Source organism: Shewanella schlegeliana, assembly GCF_016765635.1.
Classification (GTDB): Bacteria; Pseudomonadota; Gammaproteobacteria; order Enterobacterales; family Shewanellaceae; genus Shewanella; species Shewanella schlegeliana.
Genome location: NZ_JAESVD010000004.1, coordinates 304,627 through 323,290, shown reverse-complemented (window position 1 = coordinate 323,290; position 18,664 = coordinate 304,627). Strand labels below are relative to the sequence as shown.

18 protein-coding genes are annotated in these 18,664 nt (G+C 45.4%); 13 read left to right on the top strand and 5 right to left on the bottom strand.

Going from position 1 to position 18,664, the window contains the following annotated elements:
* The first annotated feature begins 47 nt into the window (after positions 1-47).
* Positions 48-2,039 carry a BCCT family transporter gene (locus JMA39_RS09120; RefSeq protein WP_202721651.1) on the top strand — a complete coding sequence of 664 codons (1,992 nt, stop codon included), beginning with the start codon at positions 48-50 and terminating at the stop codon, positions 2,037-2,039.
* Between the two features lie 90 nt (positions 2,040-2,129).
* Positions 2,130-2,492, top strand: coding sequence for a YajD family HNH nuclease (locus JMA39_RS09115; protein ID WP_202721563.1), 363 nt, complete (start codon positions 2,130-2,132; stop codon positions 2,490-2,492).
* Positions 2,493-2,553: 61 nt separating this feature from the next.
* Here the strand turns inward: JMA39_RS09115 and JMA39_RS09110 are convergent, their stop codons facing one another.
* Positions 2,554-2,805, bottom strand: a complete 252-nt coding sequence (locus JMA39_RS09110) for a DUF1289 domain-containing protein (protein ID WP_202721562.1) — start codon at positions 2,803-2,805, stop codon at positions 2,554-2,556.
* A gap of 245 nt (positions 2,806-3,050) precedes the next feature.
* Between JMA39_RS09110 and JMA39_RS09105 the strand changes: the two genes are divergently transcribed.
* From JMA39_RS09105 to JMA39_RS09070, 8 genes are all read left to right on the top strand, one after another.
* Complete coding sequence (locus JMA39_RS09105; protein ID WP_202721561.1) at positions 3,051-4,229, top strand: chemotaxis protein; 1,179 nt, start codon at positions 3,051-3,053, stop codon at positions 4,227-4,229.
* Positions 4,230-4,332: 103 nt separating this feature from the next.
* Positions 4,333-5,613 carry a methyltransferase gene (locus JMA39_RS09100; protein WP_202721560.1) on the top strand — a complete coding sequence of 427 codons (1,281 nt, stop codon included), beginning with the start codon at positions 4,333-4,335 and terminating at the stop codon, positions 5,611-5,613.
* 260 nt (positions 5,614-5,873) lie between these two features.
* The gene (locus tag JMA39_RS09095) at positions 5,874-6,923 is read left to right on the top strand and encodes a 3-oxoacyl-ACP synthase III (protein ID WP_202721559.1); all 1,050 of its coding nucleotides are present in this window, start codon (positions 5,874-5,876) and stop codon (positions 6,921-6,923) included.
* A 91-nt stretch (positions 6,924-7,014) separates the two neighbouring features.
* Complete coding sequence (locus JMA39_RS09090; RefSeq protein WP_202721558.1) at positions 7,015-7,920, top strand: alpha/beta fold hydrolase; 906 nt, start codon at positions 7,015-7,017, stop codon at positions 7,918-7,920.
* Between the two features lie 5 nt (positions 7,921-7,925).
* On the top strand, positions 7,926-9,647 hold the full coding sequence (oleC, locus tag JMA39_RS09085; protein ID WP_202721650.1) for an olefin beta-lactone synthetase: 1,722 nt from the start codon (positions 7,926-7,928) through the stop codon (positions 9,645-9,647).
* 36 nt (positions 9,648-9,683) lie between these two features.
* Positions 9,684-10,757 carry a 2-alkyl-3-oxoalkanoate reductase gene (oleD, locus tag JMA39_RS09080; RefSeq protein WP_202721649.1) on the top strand — a complete coding sequence of 358 codons (1,074 nt, stop codon included), beginning with the start codon at positions 9,684-9,686 and terminating at the stop codon, positions 10,755-10,757.
* Positions 10,758-11,004: 247 nt separating this feature from the next.
* Positions 11,005-11,448: a hypothetical protein gene (locus JMA39_RS09075; protein ID WP_202721557.1), complete on the top strand. Its 444-nt coding sequence runs from the start codon at positions 11,005-11,007 to the stop codon at positions 11,446-11,448.
* Between the two features lie 38 nt (positions 11,449-11,486).
* A complete protein-coding gene (locus JMA39_RS09070; protein WP_202721556.1) occupies positions 11,487-11,711 on the top strand; it encodes an amphi-Trp domain-containing protein in 225 nt (74 codons plus the stop codon).
* 107 nt (positions 11,712-11,818) lie between these two features.
* On the opposite strand, the gene JMA39_RS09065 is transcribed toward JMA39_RS09070, so the two are convergent.
* A complete protein-coding gene (locus JMA39_RS09065) occupies positions 11,819-12,667 on the bottom strand; it encodes a mechanosensitive ion channel family protein (RefSeq protein ID WP_202721555.1) in 849 nt (282 codons plus the stop codon).
* A gap of 257 nt (positions 12,668-12,924) precedes the next feature.
* On the opposite strand from JMA39_RS09065, the gene JMA39_RS09060 reads away from it, so the two are divergent.
* Both JMA39_RS09060 and JMA39_RS09055 read left to right on the top strand, forming a co-directional pair.
* Entirely contained in the window at positions 12,925-13,590 is a 666-nt protein-coding gene (locus tag JMA39_RS09060; protein ID WP_202721554.1) for a glutathione S-transferase, read from the top strand.
* A gap of 164 nt (positions 13,591-13,754) precedes the next feature.
* Positions 13,755-14,495 carry a cytochrome b/b6 domain-containing protein gene (locus JMA39_RS09055; RefSeq protein ID WP_202721553.1) on the top strand — a complete coding sequence of 247 codons (741 nt, stop codon included), beginning with the start codon at positions 13,755-13,757 and terminating at the stop codon, positions 14,493-14,495.
* A 90-nt stretch (positions 14,496-14,585) separates the two neighbouring features.
* Here JMA39_RS09055 and JMA39_RS09050 read toward each other — a convergent pair whose 3' ends face one another.
* Both JMA39_RS09050 and JMA39_RS09045 read right to left on the bottom strand, forming a co-directional pair.
* On the bottom strand, positions 14,586-15,431 hold the full coding sequence (locus JMA39_RS09050; RefSeq protein WP_202721552.1) for a pseudouridine synthase family protein: 846 nt from the start codon (positions 15,429-15,431) through the stop codon (positions 14,586-14,588).
* 85 nt (positions 15,432-15,516) lie between these two features.
* The gene (locus tag JMA39_RS09045) at positions 15,517-15,843 is read right to left on the bottom strand and encodes a DMT family transporter (RefSeq protein ID WP_202721551.1); all 327 of its coding nucleotides are present in this window, start codon (positions 15,841-15,843) and stop codon (positions 15,517-15,519) included.
* Positions 15,844-16,175: 332 nt separating this feature from the next.
* On the opposite strand from JMA39_RS09045, the gene JMA39_RS09040 reads away from it, so the two are divergent.
* Positions 16,176-17,909, top strand: coding sequence for a phospho-sugar mutase (locus JMA39_RS09040; protein ID WP_202721550.1), 1,734 nt, complete (start codon positions 16,176-16,178; stop codon positions 17,907-17,909).
* A 196-nt stretch (positions 17,910-18,105) separates the two neighbouring features.
* On the opposite strand, the gene JMA39_RS09035 is transcribed toward JMA39_RS09040, so the two are convergent.
* The gene (locus JMA39_RS09035; protein ID WP_202721549.1) at positions 18,106-18,474 is read right to left on the bottom strand and encodes a hypothetical protein; all 369 of its coding nucleotides are present in this window, start codon (positions 18,472-18,474) and stop codon (positions 18,106-18,108) included.
* Positions 18,475-18,664 lie beyond the last annotated feature (190 nt).

Here is an 18,664-nt window from a genome sequence, read left to right as displayed (position 1 = left end):
GGCAGGGCTAGAATTATTGTGTGTACTTCATTGATCGCGGTAACTATATGTCGATAAAATCGAGTATTAATCCACCTGTATTTTTCTCCTCGGTAATTTTAATTACCTTAATGGTGTTTGTTTGTGCTGTTTGGCCCACTCAATCACAAGATATTTTCAAAACGGCGCAATCCTGGTTTGAGCTTAAAGCTGGTTGGCTTTACATCTTAGGTGTGGCTGTCTTTCTCATTTTTATCATCTTCGTGATGGTTAGCCGTTTTGGTGATATCAAGCTAGGCCCTGATCACGCTGAACCCGACTACACCTATAAGAGCTGGATCGCTATGCTGTTCTCTGCAGGCATGGGTATTGGTTTGATGTTCTTCGGTGTGGCTGAACCTGTGATGCACTACATGGCTCCACCTGATGCCGATCCTTTGACCATTCAGGCGGCAAAAGATGCCATGAAGATCACCTTCTTCCACTGGGGTATTCATGCATGGGCTATCTATGCTGTGGTTGCCTTGAGCTTGGCGTATTTCTCTTATCGCCATAAGCTACCCCTACTACCAAGAAGTGCCTTGTATCCATTAATCGGTGAAAAGATCTATGGCCCAATTGGTCATGCCGTCGATACGTTTGCGGTTCTCGGCACCATGTTTGGTGTTGCGACATCGCTAGGCTTTGGTGTATTCCAGCTTAACTCTGGATTGAACTACCTGTTAGATGTGCCTGTTAGTGCAACGGTACAAGTTTGTTTGATTATCGGTGTCTGTGGTATTGCCACAATATCGGTATTTTCAGGCCTAGATAATGGGGTTAAGCGTCTAAGTGAGCTTAACCTGATCCTTGCGGTGTTGTTGTTAGTATTTGTCTTAATATTTGGTCCTACCGTTGAACTGCTACAAGCTTTCGTACAGAACACCGGTGCCTATTTAAGTGATATCGTTGGTAAGACGTTTAACCTATACGCGTACGAGCAAAAGAACGATTGGATAGGTGGTTGGACGCTACTTTATTGGGGGTGGTGGATCTCATGGTCTCCATTCGTCGGTACCTTTATCGCTCGAGTTTCTCGTGGTCGTACAATTCGTGAATTCCTCGTCGGCGTATTATTTGTTCCGTCAGCACTAACCTTCCTTTGGATGACAGGCTTTGGTAACAGCGCTATCGATGTGATCTCTAATGGTGGAACCTATCTTTCTGATGCCGTTTCAGAAGATGTTTCAGTAGCACTGTTCGTGTTCTTTGAGCATATGCCATTCTCGACACTGTTTTCGACAATTGCACTGTGTTTGGTAGTGACTTTCTTTGTGACCTCATCTGACTCAGGTTCATTGGTAATCGATAACCTAACGTCGGGTGGTGATCATGATGCGCCAGTATGGCAGCGTATTTTCTGGGCTCTAATGCAAGGTGTTGTGGCGTCAGTATTGTTATTAGCGGGTGGCTTACAGGCGCTACAGACGGCGGCAATTGCCAGTGCGTTACCTTTCTTGATTGTTATGCTACTGATGTGTTTTGGTCTGTATATTGCGCTAAAGGATGACTGGTTAAAGATCAACAGCGTACAATCACACAATACTAGCGTGCAGTTCACTAAGACTAACGTAAGCTGGGAGTCGCATATTGACGTATTGTTGTCTCACCCAAGTCAGCAAGAAGCACAGGACTTCCTTGATAAAGTGGCGCAGCCTGCTTTATCGAAAGTGTGTGAGAGCTTCTTAAGTCGCTCGATTTCGGCAGAGATCTTAAACTTCGATAATCGCATTCGTTTCGTGGTCCACAGCGAAGAGCACAATGACTTTGTGTATGGCCTGCGTATTCGTGCCTATACCATCTCTAATCCGTTAGAAAGTGATGTTAGCAATGGTGATGGTGACAGTGATAACGAATACTACCGCGTCGAAGTTTTCCTAGAGCATGGCGGTCAGCACTATGATGTGATGGGCTTTACTCAAGAACAGATTCTGGCGGATGTGGTAACACAGTATGAGAAGTACTTACACTACTTACATCTATCAAGTTCAGAGTATTTAGGCAGCGAAACTAACTCTTAGCCTGTTAGATTAGCGAGCAATTTGCGGTGAAACTTCCCTAGAGTCAGTGATACAATTGGCTCTAGGTAACAAACTTTAATGAGAAAGATCATGTCGACCAATCAAGGGCAGAGTAAGTTAGATAAAGTACTGGCAGAGGCCAGAGAGTACAAAGCTAAGCGTGAGGGCGGTTATCGCGAACAGGCACTTAAGCTTTACCCCTGGGTATGTGGCCGCTGTACTCGTGAATTTAACAATGCCAACCTAAGAGAGTTGACGGTGCATCATCGTGATCATAACCACGATAATAATCCATCAGATGGCTCGAACTGGGAACTGTTGTGCCTTTACTGTCATGACAATGAACACTCAAAGTTTGAAGAGCTGATTCAATATGGTTCAACCACTGAAACAAAAGTAGAAGCGGCGACTTATAATCCGTTTGCCGATTTGAAAAGCATGATGAAGAAGTAATACCCCAAGCTTCTTATAAAAAGCGAATAAAAAAGAGCCGCATTAGCGGCTCTTTTTGTATCTAGTTGACTTCGTCTGACTCTGAAGGCTTTAGCCTTTGTTCAGCTTCTATCCATTTTTCTCGACTTAAAATGGCACTGTTTTCCCTGCCCTGCATCAGTGATTTTCGTTCTGCGAGCTTTAGCCAGATCTGCTTTTTTTGCTCATCACTGGCATTACTCCAACCGACGATCTCATCGATATGGCGATAACACCCCATACAATAATCTTCATCATTAAGGCCACAATGGGCCACACAAGGGGATTGTTTCATAAGGTGGCTATCTTATTGTTGTTCGAATTTGCGGCAGATTTTAAGTTAGCTAGAATTAGCTGACAAGCGAAACCATATTACCGAGCGGAATGTGTGTATCCCGAACCCGTTAGGGCAGACTCATAATTCCGGCTAATGAGCCATAGTTGATATGGCTATAGGTATTGTTTAAATCTGATGCTAAAATTATCAACCAATATTTTTTATTCAAATATTCAATGAATTGTGTGTTTTCTGGAGGAGTTATGAAGACGCTGTTTCGCTTTTGTATAGTGACTGTAGTCGCGATACTAACCAGTGCTTGTTCACTGCTCGAGGTTAAACTGGAAAGTGGTATCGAGCCACTGCCCAAAGACCAGCTTAATATGCGGGTACTGAGCCGAGACTTTAGTACCGTTTTCTACAGTCAAGTCGAAAGCGCTGCGGATCTGATTGAGCGTAATACTGATAGTATTGCGATTCAATCAAATACCTTAATGTGGAAGATTAATGCTGAGCAGAACCTGCAGCATACTATTTTCCAAGCTTCACCAACGGCGGCAATGGTCGATACGTGGGTGTTTACCGAGCAGATGGCGCAGTTCTTTGAAAGTGGTGCAGGTAAGAACCTATTTGCCGAACAGCAGCAGGTCGCTATCGATACCAGCATTAAATTGCGTGATCAGTTTGAGCGTACTATCAAGAAGTTTGGTGCTGCCAACTTTGACAAGAACCAAGAGTTTGTGAAGCAATATGTGGCTAAGAATCCAATTAAGGATATGGCCTTTGCTCGTGAGTCAGCCTTTACCGAGTGGCTTGAATTTCATCAAATTAGTGAGTTTGATGCTGTTACCACCTTCGGTACTGTACCGGAAGTGATGAGTGATATCTCAGATAGAATGGCGATGATTGCTGAGCAAATGCCTAAGATTTTAGGCTGGAAGGCGGAGCTTTATGCACTGCACTCAAATATTAACGCCGATGAAATTCAGCGCACCTTGATGAGTATCAGCGACACTTCGGCCAAGTTTCAGCAGTTAATGGCACAGAGCCCTGAGATGATGCAGACCTTAGCGGTCGATATGCGAAGAGAGTTAAGTCCGCTCTTAGAGCAGCTTAGCATTGACACCGATGACAAGCTTAGACAGCTGTCGGTTGAGCGCCAAGCATTAGAGCTGATGGTGAAAAATGAACGTATGGCACTGGAGGCGATGGTCACCAGAGAGCGCGCCGCAGCGGCTGTCGATTTGGAGCAGTTATCTCAGCATACGGTAGAGGTGGTGTTCCAAGAGATCACTAAGACGCTAAAGAGCCTTATCTTATACTTCGTGCTCTTCTTAGTGGTGGTATTCTTCGCACCGCTTGGCCTAGGTGTCTGGCTAGGTAAGCGTATGCAAATTAAGAAGCAAGCTGCGGTAAGCATCAGCAGCGAGCAAAAAGCCTAAACGAATATAGACCATGACATGTTAAACTAGCGGGCACCTATCAAGGTGCCCGTTTTTTTCGTGGCTTTAATAGCACTATGCTGTAACCGTAAATGACTAAAAGATGACTTTAACTTCAGAACAAACCTCGAGCTTGAGCGCAGCGCAGCGCCTTAAACAGATAGACGCAATGTTGACCCAAAGTCAGCCGTTGTGGCGTAGCCGCAGCTTTGAGTGTGAGCAGCTGCCGTGGAGCGATGCTTTTCCCAATTTGGCCGCTACGGTCTGGCAGCTTAGTGATGACTCACTAGAGCAGATTGATGCATGCCAAAATAACCTTAATGAAGCATTGTTGCCTGCGTTGGCTGCAGATCTCGATGCTCAAGGTCTGCAGTGGCCCTTAGCGTTATTGTCTCTTTCGGCTATTGGTGAGTCAGCTAAAAATGAAGCGGTGCCTGAGTCAGCCTCAGAGTCTCCAATGTTGCTGTCGTTAGAGGATGAACCGCATTTTAGCGCCCATATTAAAGGGCGTAAGTGGCAGCAGATAAATGCCTTTGTGGCGAAGCTGCCTCGTGATAACACCTCGGTGCTGGAGTGGTGTGCGGGGAAAGGCCATTTAGGCCGCCTGATTGCCAAAGCGCATCAACGTGAGGTAGTAAGTCTTGAGTGGCAGCAAAGCCTCTGTGACGCCGGAGAGCTGTTCGCGGCTAAGTGGAAGCTGCCGCAAACCTTTATTTGCGCCGATGCGTTTGCAGGGCAAAGTGAGCAGTTACATACAGAGCAGCTCGCGGTGGCGTTACATGCCTGTGGCGATCTACACGTGACATTACTAAAACATGCTAGTCATGCTGGTACCAAGCAACTGGTGATCTCTCCTTGTTGTTACCACTTAATTCAGGCTAAGCATTATCTGCCGCTATCAAGCGTGGCTAAGGCTAGTGCGCTTATCTTAAGCCGTGCCGATCTGCAGCTTCCGTTGCAGCAAAGTGTTATTGCTAACGATAAGCACAAGGCATATCGACTGCAGGAGATGGCATGGCGTCTAGGTTTCGATGCGTTGCAGCGTAAGGTACGCGGTTGTGATGAATATCTTCCTGTGCCCGCGATTAAGCAGAGCCAGTTAAATGCGAGCTTTGAAGATTTTTGTCATTGGGCTGCCGATGCTAAAGGCGTGAGTTTACCGCTCAATATAGATTGGCAAGAATATCTGCTTATCGGCGAGCAACGTCAGCGTTTAACGAGGCGCATCGATTTAGTGGCGCACCTTTTTAGAGCGTTACTGGAGCAGTGGCTGCTGCTAGATAGAGTCTGTTTTCTTGAGGAGCAAGGTTACCGGGTTAAGCTGAGTGAATTTTGTTCAAACAGTATTACGCCGCGAAATGCACTAATTCATGCATTTAAATAGAAAATATGAGTCAGCTTAATTTAATCTTCCCGTAACAAATTGTTTATTAAGTTGTAATTAAGTTAGCTGTGATTGAATCCGTGACCAGAGTAACACCATTTTCTAAGTCAAGCCGATGATAGGTTGGATTAAAACGCCTCAGCAATGAGGTTTTTTATTGAATCATCGGCTTTTTCTTGCTCAAATGGCTGGTTAATAATAAATAATTATCTCGATAGGCCGTCAATCGGCCAATCTTGTGAGCGACTAAAAGCAGTTTCATGAAATATTCCCGCGTTTTTATTAATAGTATGGCCTACGAGCTGGCGCCTGAAGTTGTGTCGACTTCGGAGTTAGAGTCTCGTTTAGCGCCTTTATACCAAAAGTTTCGTATTCCGATGGGGCAACTTGCTACCTTAACAGGGATCCATGAAAGACGCTGGTGGCCTAAAGGACATCGTTTATCCGATGGCGCCTTAGCGGCGGCTCATAAAGCTATCGATGAAACAGGCGTACAGATCAGCGATTTAGGCGCCGTAGTCTATACTGGCGTTTGCCGAGATCAACACGAGCCTGCGACGGCATGTCGTATTGCGGCTAAGCTTGGTGTTTCTAAAGATACCGCCATTTACGATATCAGTAATGCCTGCCTAGGTGTGTTATCGGGTATTTTAGATATCGCCAACCGTATCGAGCTTGGTCAGATTAAAGCGGGTCTAGTAGTGTCATGCGAATCTGCACGTCATATCGTCGATATCACTATCGATAAGATGCTGGCCGAACCGACGATGCAAAACTATGCTCAGTCGTTAGCGACCCTAACTGGTGGCTCAGGTGCAGTGGCAGTTTTGCTAACCGACGGTAGCTTAAATCTCAAGGGCAATCGAGAGCATCAGCTACTGGGTGCCAGTCACCTATCCGCTCCCGAACATTATGACTTGTGTCAATGGGGCCTAGAAGAAGCGGGTCCACAACTATACCGTGAGTTTATGCGTACTAATGGTGTGGCCTTGTTAAAAGAGGGCGTTGAGCTTGCGCGTCATACTTGGAGTCACTTCCTTGAACAGCGCAACTGGCTGGTGGAGCAGGTCGACAAAGTGATCTGTCATCAGGTGGGCGCATCGAACCGTCGTAACGTGTTAAGCGCACTGAATATCCCCGAAGAGAAAGAGTTTCCAACCTATAAGCTGCTTGGCAATATGGGCACGGTTTCACTGCCTGTTACAGCTGCAATGGCCCACGATCAAGGTTTCTTGAAACGTGGTGATCAAGTGAGCTTCTTAGGCATAGGCAGTGGTTTAAACTGCATGATGTTGGGGCTTAAGTGGTAATGCTAATTAGCCTACGCTTGTCGGCGTAGGCTTTTTAATGTTCTCAACCCACACAGTTACACGTTAAAAGATAAGAATGATAGGACACGTCATGCTAGACACCCTGCACCCGTTTAAGCGCAATTATTTAGATAGAAATGGTAACAAGCTTCAATACGTGAATGAAGGCCAAGGCGAGCCTGTGGTTATGGTTCACGGTAACCCTAGCTGGTCTTTTTATTACCGTAATCTCATTAGCGCCCTTAGCGATAAGCATCAATGTATTGTGCCTGATCATATTGGCTGTGGTTTATCTGATAAGCCCGATGACAGCGGTTATGACTATACCCTAAAGAATCGTATCGATGATTTGGAAGCCTTACTCGAACACTTAGATGTGAAAGAGAACATCACCCTAGTGGTACATGACTGGGGCGGCATGATAGGTATGGGTTATGCGGCCCGTTACCCTGAACGCATAAAGCGTTTAGTGATCCTCAATACCTGTGCATTTCATCTTCCTGCCAGTAAGCCGTTTCCATGGGCGTTATCTATCTGTCGTAATACCATGCTGGGTACATTCTTAGTACGTGGCTTTAACGCTTTTTCATCGGCGGCATCCTATGTGGGCGTGAAGCGTAAGCCTATGCACAAAGATATTCGCGAAGCCTATGTTGCGCCGTTTAACTCTTGGGCAAACCGTATCTCTACATTACGTTTTGTGCAGGATATTCCGTTAAAGCCGGGCGACCGTAACTATGAACTGGTGTCAGATATCGCGGCGAGTCTAAGCCAATTTCAAGATATACCGACAGTGATCTGTTGGGGCCTGCAAGACTTTGTCTTCGATAAGCACTTTCTGACTGAGTGGAAGCAGAGAATGCCCCACGCCGAAGTGCATGAGTTTAGCGATTGTGGTCACTATATTCTTGAAGATGCCAGCGATGAGGTGATTGCTCACATTAAAGCCTTTATGACCAAAAGTGATAAGCCAACTGCTACAGAATCGGTGGCGTAAACTTGATGGTCTGTCAGTTGATTGAAAACAGTGACGGCGCAAATTTGTGCCGTCATTTAGTTAGTGCCGCCAAGACTATCCCTGACTCACTTGCCGTTGCCGTACAGCAAGCCAATGGCAAATCGACAACGGCTTTACGCTACCAAGAGATGGACTTTCAGACCCTTAATACTAAAAGCGATGAGCTGGCTAGCGCGCTTATCAGCCATGGTTTAACGCCTGGCATGAAAGCGGTATTGATGGTCACTCCTAGCATCGATTTTTTCTGCTTAACCTTCGCACTCTTTAAGGCAGGCATAGTGCCTATCTTGGTCGACCCAGGTATGGGCGTTAAAAACCTTAAGCAGTGTTTTATTGAGGCAAAGCCTGACGCCTTTATCGGGATCCCCAAAGCCCATATCGCCAGACGGCTCTTTGGCTGGGGCAAACCTACGGTTAAGCACTTAATCAATGTGGGGGGCAGTGCGCTCGCTCAGGCATTGACTGGCGCAATTAGCCTAGAGACCCTATTGAAAGCGAACAGGTCGCAAACCACTGTTCCATTTAAGATGCAGTGGCTCGATAAAGATGCCATGGCGGCAATTTTATTTACCAGTGGCAGTACAGGCACCCCCAAGGGCGTAGTCTATTCCCATAAGATGTTTGAGGCGCAAATCACCGCGCTTAAACATGATTATGCTATTAAGCCGGGCGAGCGTGACTTAGCCACTTTCCCACTTTTTTCACTGTTTGGCCCAGCTTTAGGCATGGCATCTATCGTGCCCGATATGGACGCGAGTAAGCCGATTACCGCCAACCCTGAGTTTATTTTTGCCGCTATCGAAAAATACCAGTGCAGCAATATGTTTGTGAACCCTGCGTTGATAGAGCGTCTCGGGGCGGCGGGGGAAGCAAGGCAGCATAAACTGACGAGTATCCAGCGGGTGATCTCCGCCGGTGCGCCAGCGACCATCTCATCGATTAAACGCTTCAGTCAGATGCTTAATGAGGATGTAGAAGTCCTCAATTCTTACGGCGCGACAGAATCTTTACCCTTAAGTAAAATTGGCAGTAAGGCAATGTTTGATACAACCGCTGTGACTGATAACGGCGGTGGAATTTGTGTAGGTAAAGCCATTGATGGAGTGGATATTGCTATCATCGATATCGATGAGCAACCTATCAGCACTTGGGATGACAGCTTAGCCCTACCCGTTAATACAATCGGTGAAATTGTCGTTAAAGGCCCTATGGTGAGTCGCAGTTATTATCAGCGAGATAGCGCGACTAGAGTGGCCAAAATTAACGATGGTAGCCAAATACGCCACCGTATGGGCGACTTAGGTTATCTAGATAGTGATGGCTTACTGTGGATGTGCGGCCGTAAGGCTCACCGCGTCGATGCGGATGCTTCACCTACAACTAATAACCCAGCTAAACGTTATTACTCTATTCCCTGTGAGCGAATCTTTAATACCCATAGCGATGTGAAACGTAGCGCCTTAGTGGGCGTAAAAGTGGCGGGCAAGGTGACGCCACTTATCTGTATCGAGCTTAAACAGTCTGTTGCTTGCTCGCTCTCAAGTCAGCTTTACAGTGAACTAAGGGCGATTGCCGATCAGCATGCGCAGACTCAAGGTATAGAGCGTTTCCTCATTCATCCCGATTTTCCAGTCGATATTCGTCATAACGCTAAGATTTTCCGTGAAAAGTTAGCCGTTTGGGCGCAAAAGCAGATCAAGGAGTAGTTCACTTTGTCATTAGCTAACAAGAATCACGCTCCTATGCTTGCAGATTTTTTACCCCAAGAGCAGGCCGCGCTGTTGGCCTTGAAGCAAAAGGTCAATCACGCCTTTGTGACCGGAGCGGGCGGCTTTTTAGGTAAAGCTATCTGTGAACGGCTATTAGCCGCTGGGATAAAGGTGACAGGCTTTGCACGTGGCCAATACTCCGAGTTAAGCGCCATGGGCGTAGAGATGGTCAAAGGGGATATTGCCGATGAGCAAGCTCTACTTGATGCGATGCAAGGCTGTGATGTTGTGTTTCATGTGGCATCCAAAGCGGGTGTGTGGGGCAGTAAGCAGAGCTATTTTTCCCCCAATATTGATGGCGCGCGTCATATCATCGCTGCCTGTAAAAAGTGCAGTATCGAGCGTTTAGTCTATACCAGTACACCGAGCGTTACCTTTGCAGGGGTAGATGAGGTGGGCAATGATGAGTCAGCGCCCTATGCTAAGCAGTTTCTCAATTTCTATGGTGAGTCAAAGGCGATTGCCGAGCAGATGATGCTTAGCGCCAATGGCGATAAACTCAGTAATGGTAAATCTCTTGGCACCACAGCGCTGCGGCCGCATCTTATCTGGGGGCCAAGCGATCCTCATCTGGTACCAAGGGTGCTAGAGCGCGCTGAAGCTGGCAGACTAAAGCTAGTAGGAAGGGAAGATAAACTAGTCGATACCATCTATGTGGGTAATGCTGCCTACGCCCATGTATTGGCTGCGCTTAAGCTTTGCTGCGAAGATGCGAGTCGTGCAGCTTGTGCGGGTAAAGCTTACTATTTGAGTAATGATGAACCCATTACGATGGCGGCCATGCTCAATAAAATTCTTGCCTGCAAAAATCGACCACCAGTAACTAAGCGAGTCCCCAGCAATCTTGCCTATGTGGCAGGGTGCATTCTGGAGTCGATATATAGCGTATTGGGTAAACAAGACGAGCCTATCATGACCCGCTTTGTGGCAAGGCAGCTTTCGACGAGCCACTATTTCGACATTAGTGCGGCTAAGCGGGATCTAGATTACCAAGCGTTGGTGAGTATTGACGAGGGGATGGAGCGGCTAAAGGCGTCTTTACAATAAGCAAAGTTGGGTTGATACTGACTAAGATATAAAAAAGCAGCAATACTATTGCTGCTTTTTTATATCTATAGATTAATTTTGTTCTCAAGTGACTGATATAAAGATATATTGCTCTTTAGATATCAGGGATAAATCACCATGAAGTTTCTTTGCTTATGATTAGCATAATCGACTTGTTGTACTGACTTGTCATGAAAGTGAATAGGCTAATAAGTGATAAGAGACTCATTAAGCTCAAGGAGGCGTTATGAAGGTATTTTCACTATTTTTAAGCCAGGTGTTGTTAGCCTTTTTTATCGTTTGCTTGCCTTTGAAAGCGGCAGAGAATCCCTTTATTGGTAGCTGGCAGTTGGTGTCAGGTAAGTATCTAGATGGTAAAGGCCAGTGGGTTGAATATAGCGATCTAAAGCTCAGCGCAATCAAAGTCATCTCCGCGAACCATTTTAGTTTCACCACAATGAAAAATGTAGGTAGTGACGCTAAGCCAACGTTAGAATTTTGGGCCGCTGCAACGGGTGATTATGAATATACAGTGACAGATTATACCGAATATCCATATTTAAACTCATTCGGCGTTAATGCGGGGGAGTCTTTTACTTTCACCTATACCATAGAAGGTAAGGAGTGGCGTACCCAGCGCACCGAAGACGGTGTGTTAAAAGAGCAGGAACATTGGACGAAGCTGGACTAGATTGTAGTAAACCTAAGGTTAACTTTTAAGGGGATATGATGAGCAAGAAAGCTGATAGAGATATCGAAAAGGGTTATAGCAATGCCGAGTTTGCTGCCAAGCTAAGGCGCCTTGCTGACTCGCTAGAGACGGGTGAAAAGTTTGAGATTCAAATCGCAGGTGAGCGAGTGTATGTACCTGTGCGTGCGACATACAGTGTTGAACATGAACGGAGCGACTCAGAGGAAGAGATTGAGTTTCAGATCAAATGGTCGCACGAATAAGTGACAAGTGATTGAGTTAGGGATTTCGCTGAGCATTGAATTAGGCATAGGCGACAAGTGTTAATGTTATCCTTGTTGTGTCTATGCCTTTTTAGCTTAGTAAAATACTAGAGCACTACCTCTTTACCAAATGCCTCATGGTAGGCAATCATAAAGTCTTCTCTGATTAACTGCTCTAAATGAACGGCTTGTTCAGTAGGACAGAAAATCATAATGTGAACAAATTGCTCGCCATTAATACCGCTACTAATATGGATGTGGGGCTCAGAGCCAGGTAAATCCACGCCAGCATGCTTTTCGATAACGCCATTATAGCGTTTAGCAACTTCAATGAAATCTTCACAGTGAGCTTCAATCTTCTCGTGTAACTCGGGGAACAGTGGGTAGAGGTTTACGAATTCCACAACAGTGATAAAAAAGTCGTGGTAGACATACCGCTTCATGAAGTTGAGGTTTTTAACTGCATAACTAAAGAACATACTGTTAGGCAGGGTCGCCGTTTTCCCTGTGAAGTGATACTGGCCATGGTGCAGGTCAATCTCTTGAATAACCGTCGCCATTAGGTTGTGTTCAATCACCTCACCACATATTTTTCCTACTTCAATCCAGTCACCAATGACAAATGAGCGTGAGCTGGCTCTTTGAATCGAACCAGTAAAACAGAGAATAATCTCTTTCGAAGCGACAACAAAAGCGATGGCAATAGCGGTCACGGAGAGGGCAAACTTATTGATCTCTGTCTGCCACAGCATAAACAAGATCACTATGATTAAGATAAATGTGCCATTCTTGGTTCGTGACATCCATTTACGTTGAACTTCAGTTAAAAACGCCACATCACCGCGAATTTGAGAGATCACTAAGCGCTTAATCATTGAAATTAAAACAATGATTAATACCGTTAGCAAAAGCTTATGGGTTAATAAAAAGTCCACTGCGATGGTTAGTTTATCCACGAAACCCTCTTTAAATAGCACCTAAAGTGTATGTTCTATAGTCGAATAAATCAGCTTAACTAAGTGATTTAACCGCTTTTACTTATGATGAAGTCACTCTACGGTTATCATAGGTAAAAAACAAGCCAGCTAATACTGGACAGATTACTTGATTGAGATTGATTTAAACTTAATTGAGCTGATTCTACATTTTTAATTGCTTGATAAGAGATTTGGCTAGCTTTTTATCGAACTCGTAGCGAAGGAATAAAGCCATCATGAGTGCTATATCGTCAACCGCTATACTTTATTCTTTACGCAATTGTCCCTATGCCATTCGGGCAAGATTGGCTGTCTATGTTTCGGGTCAAACAGTGCTGCTACGTGAGTTGCGTTTAGATAACAAGCCGGTCGAGTTGTTAGAGGCCTCACCAAAGGGAACCGTGCCAGTATTGGTGCAGCCCAGCGGGGAGGTTATTGAGCTGAGTCTAGATATCATGCTATGGGCGCTTAGTCGTAGGGATCCTGCTAATTACCTTTTTGCTGATAAGTCTGATAGGCATCAGGAGATGCTAAGCTTGATTGACCTGTTTGATAAGGAGTTCAAAACCTGTCTGGAAAGCTACCGTAGTGCTAAGCGCTATCATGATGCCGACCTGTTCACTCGCAGAGCAGACTGTGAACGATTTTTACAGATACTTGAGTTAAGGCTGCTTGAGCATCAATACCTAGTTTCAGATACCCCCAGTCTTGCCGATCTCGCAATCATTCCTTTTATTCGTCAATTTTCTCGCGTTGAACGCCAATGGTACAGACAGTCTCCCTACCCAAAGGTTAGGGGTTGGTTGAGTGGCTATTTACAGAGTCGAATGTTCAGTAAAGTCATGATGAAATTCCCTATATGGTCTGGGTGTAATGACCAAGTTATCTTTAAAGTTGATTAACCACTAATTTAGTAAGTCGGTATGTTCATCTTCTGTTATTCTTCGCTGTAGGGCTCTGTGGTGTTAAACAATAATTTACTGAAAAATAGGCTCAAAGGCGTATCATAAATTGATCAGTTAAATTTTGCAGATATGGGTAAACCAAGATTTTCGGGGGAAAGTCGATGAGTGAAAAGCAAGATAGTAATATTGAAACGGTATCTATTTATCAAGTGTGGGACAAACCGGTGCGCATTTTCCACTGGATTAATCTGGTGTTGATCACTGCGTTAATGTTTGTCGGGTTAATCATGTTATTTAAAGCTGAACTCGGCATTAGCGGCTTAGCGGCGAAGATTAAACTTAAAGAGCTGCATATTGTAATTGGCTACCTTTTCGTGATTAATCTGCTTGTACGTTTATTATGGGGCGTTATCGGCAGTGGTTATGCCAAGTTATCCCATATATGGCCTAGTTTTAAGGCGGCAAGTGATTATCAACAAGCATTGAAGGCGGGTAAGAATCCGCAGTATCTAGGGCATAACCCGTTGGGGAAATTGGCCGTTAGCGCAATATTTGCATTGTTAATTGTTATTGGAGCTACGGGATTGTTGCGTGCTGGTACGGATGTTTTCTATCCTCCTTTTGGGGCGGCAGTTACCGAGTACATTGCAGCTGATGGCGTCGACCCCGCCTCGCTAAAACCCTATGATGATACCGGAGTTGACCAACAAAAAGTCGCTCAGATGAAACCTTATAAAAGCGTCACAGGTAAGGTGCATCTTTATGGCGCTTATCTACTGATGCTAGTGGTACTCATTCATATTATCGGTGTGATTATTGCGGAGCTTAAGCATCAGCCCGGTATTATCTCGGCTATGTTTTCTGGTAAGAAACGACTTAAAGACAAACCAGTAGATGAGTAAAGATTTTTAGCATGAAGCTGTGGCCGCTGTGGCGGCACATATAAAAAGCCCACGTTTAGTGGGCTTTTTAGTTATCGCTTACTGGCAAAATTAGCTTGCTTGAAATTCTGGTCGGTAGCTTTGCGGCAGTTCGAACACTTTATCCTCACCGGTAACTGGGCAGACAAAGCTTAAGTGGCAGGAGGTAAGCTGCAGATTCGGCGTCTGGTCGCTGCCATTACCATGCTGTCTGTCGCCGACAACAGGGTGGCCAATACTTGCCATATGGATACGAATTTGGTGTTTACGGCCTGACTCGATTTTAACCTGCACTTTAGACTGATTTAGCTCGTTGCTGTACTCTAAGCGCTCGGCGTGTGATAGCGCCGACTTGTTATCTACATCGGTATCTATGGTGACTTTTCCGTCCGGGAACTTGCCTTCCACTATCACCTGATAAAATTTATCGAGCGCCCGGGTTTCAAACAGCTTGGCGATGGCGGCTGTGACTTTTTTATTATGACCCAACACGATAAGTCCGGTTGCGGCTAAGTCTAGTCGGTGAATAAGGTAGGCATTACGAGCCGGATTTAAGTGGGTCTCGATATAACGATTAATGGTGGTGTGGTCGCTCCACTTCGAGCCCTGACAACGCATGCCAAAAGGTTTGTACCAGATACTGTACTGCTCTTGGTCAAATAGTAGCTCTGCATCGGTTACCACTTCATCTAATACCGCTTGGTTGTAGTAAAGATGTAGCTCATCACCGACCTTAAGCGCCTTCTTAGCGCGGCGGAGACGATTAGTTTGCTTGCCATGACTGTGCCAAACCGCCCCTTTTTGCATCGCTTGCTTAATCATTTGCTTGGATAAGCCGGTTTCCTCTGCGAGCAGACTTGCCGCATCAATCTCGGTAGACTGGACTTTGATATGGGTTTCTATTTTTAACGGGCTCATGATTAACAGTTCGCTGCATGGGGTTATTTAGCAAGCCGGTAATTTTACACGATTAGCACACGTTTGGCTCATGCTTACGGATAACTTAATGCAGGCTAGGAGAATTCATGTTGATCAGTGCAACTCCGATGACGATCAAAATCATGCCAAAGATAGTATCAAGGTTTGGCATCTTTCCCATAAAAATACCTAGCATGGTGATTAATACGATTCCTGCACCACACCAAATTGCGTAGGCAACGTGAGTAGGAATGCTGTTAGTGGCCAAGGATAAAAAGTAAAACGCAGCACCATAGCCAACACCGCAGCCAATGGAGGGCAGTAATCGACTAACCCCCATAGTAACGGGTAGCAAACTAGTGGCAATTACCTCAGAAACAATGGCTAAGCTTAAGTAAAAATAGCTATTCATATCGGGCCTATAAGTTAAAAAAAGCGCTCGTGATCAGATGAACAGAGCGCGAAAATGGGCAAAAGAAAGACTAAATTAACTTTCGAAGTCATTGTGCCGTTGAATGTTTTACTAGGCATCACTAACGGTTTTGGTAAAGCTTACTGAGCGATAGCATTTAATATTACGGCCAAGAGATGAGTTAACTTTATTATGAAAATTTAATGCAAATTGTCTTGTTCAAGCTAACTGCTAGGCTTAGTGTTTAATTAGGTTTAATTCTCGTAATGTGTCGCGCTTGGTTCAAAATTCTTTAGCGGCCATTACCTCATTGAAAGTAAATGGAGCGAGTTATGGATACCCAATTAGCATTGAGAGTCAAACACTGGATGGCTGCCGATCCCGACTCCGCGATGCGACAGGAGCTACAAGCCCTTTTAGACTCTGATGATAGCACTGAGCTTGAGGCGCGCTTTTCTGGACGACTCGCCTTCGGTACGGCGGGGTTACGCGGTGTCGTGGGCGCGGGGCCGACTCGAATGAATCGATTAGTTATTCAGCAAACTTCTGCGGGTTTAGCTTCTTATCTAAAAGCACAAATTAGTGACGTAGTAAGCCGTGGCGTAGTGATTGGTTATGACGGTCGCCATGATTCGAAGCAATTCGCCTATGACGCCGCCAGTGTATTAACGGCTATGGGAATTAAAGTCTATCTCACAGGCAATGTGGCGGCAACGCCGCTGGTGGCCTTTGGTATGCTTCACCTTGGCTGCGCAGCGGGTGTTGTGGTCACTGCCAGTCATAATCCGCCGCAATATAACGGCTACAAGGTATATTGGGACAATGGTGCTCAGATCATTCCTCCACACGATAGTGGTATCGCGGCTTGTATCGACAAAGCCGCGACCGAGGCGATTCCATTATTGGAGATCCAGCAAGCCAAGGCCTCAGGCTTGCTAGTTATGCTAGAGGATGATTTTTATGATGCTTATCGCCAAGGCGTGAAGCAAGCAGCAGTATTACAAAATTATACTCAGCCAGAGTCTGTCAGTTTGGCCTACACGGCCATGCACGGCGTGGGTAACGAGATGGCGCTTAATGTGCTGAAAGATGCGGGGTTCACACAAGTTTATTCAGTTGCCGAGCAGGCGCTGCCCGACGGGGATTTCCCTACGGTGAATTTCCCTAACCCTGAAGAAGAGGGGGCGATGGATATGGTGATCGCCGAGGCCAAAAAGTATAACGCTATGCTGGCCTGTGCAAATGATCCCGATGCCGACCGTTTCGCCGTTGCGGTGCGCACGGCTTCAGGGGATTATCAGATGCTCACAGGCGACCAAGTTGGTGTGTTATTAGGTCATTACCTATTGACCCATGCCAGTGATACTCAGCGATTAACCTGCACCACGATTGTGTCATCGAGTTTATTATCAAGAGTCGCCCAGAGCCTTAATGCGACTTGCTTAACGACTTTGACCGGTTTTAAGTGGCTAACTAATGTGGGGATGAGTGAAGAAACAGACGAAAACGGCTTCCTGTTTGCCTACGAAGAGGCGCTCGGTTACACCGTTGGTTCTATGGTGTGGGATAAAGATGGTTTATCGGCACTGGTTGCATTTGCCCAATTAACTGCAGAGCTTGCCAGCCAGGGGCAGACAATATGGGATCGTCTTGAAGCCATCTATCGTCAGCATGGTTTCCACCTCAACGCTCAGGTAAGCATTGCATTGAAACCGACGACGCCAAATATTGGTGCCTATCTGCGTGAGCATCCTCCCGTTGAGATAGCGGGTCATAAGGTGGTTTCGACTGATGATATCAGTATTGGTAAGCGCTACTTCTTTGATGGCAGTAAAGATGGCTCAGAAGAAAATATCGCACTACCCGCCAGTGATGTATTGATTTATCGCCTTGAAAATGGCGCCCGAGTCATCGTCAGGCCATCGGGCACTGAGCCAAAGATAAAGTGCTACTACGAGGTGGTCGAAGCGATGAGCGATGAAGACACATTAGCAAGTGCCCAACAGCGAGCGGAGGCTGAAATGGTGCGCTTCATTGAGGCGCATCAGGCGGCGTTGCCGAAGTAGTAAAAATAGTATTTTGTTTATTAAAATATGAAGCCACCAGTTAGGTGGCTTCTTTATGTTTTTGAACAGCTGTAAAAATTAGTGAGTTTTTGAATGAAGCTCAATTAGATTTTTGTCAGAAGAGGAGAGGCATAAAGGTTTGGCATTATCGTCTCATGGTTATCAGTCAACAGCAGTAATCTTTTATGCGGTATTTTTATGCAGTATTTATTCGATTAAATGAAGCGACTTGTTGCTTTAGCATTTGGCTTTTGAGTTCGGTAAGCAGCATAGTGAACAAGCCGATAACTGCAATAGCGGATACGAGTGCTTGTGTTGAGTCAGATGTGGATATTTGGGCAATAAAAAGCATTGCTCCATAAAACATACCGTTTTTGACATCCTGTGTATTCACGATGAATCGATTGTTGGCAAAATCATTTTCGATATAGACAGGAGTAGCCAATCCGCCAAGTTTTACTTTGAGTTTGCAGTCTTGTTCTTCCACTTGATAGTCTTGGGCTTTTAGCTCATCTTTTAGCTCATCTTTTAACTTATTTTTTAGCGTATTTTCTAGTTTCGTCATCCTTTTCACCTTCTCTATCCTTGCCTATCAATAGGTTAGCAGACTTATTAATCGTGCTTCGCGCTCTTTTTTAACGGGATTTTGGGTGTGCATGAACAAGGAGTCAATTGAGAACTTTTCAATGATGTTCTCACTTGGGACTGTTATATAAAGCGGTTCATTACAGCAAGGCTCGATAAAGAGAAAAGTT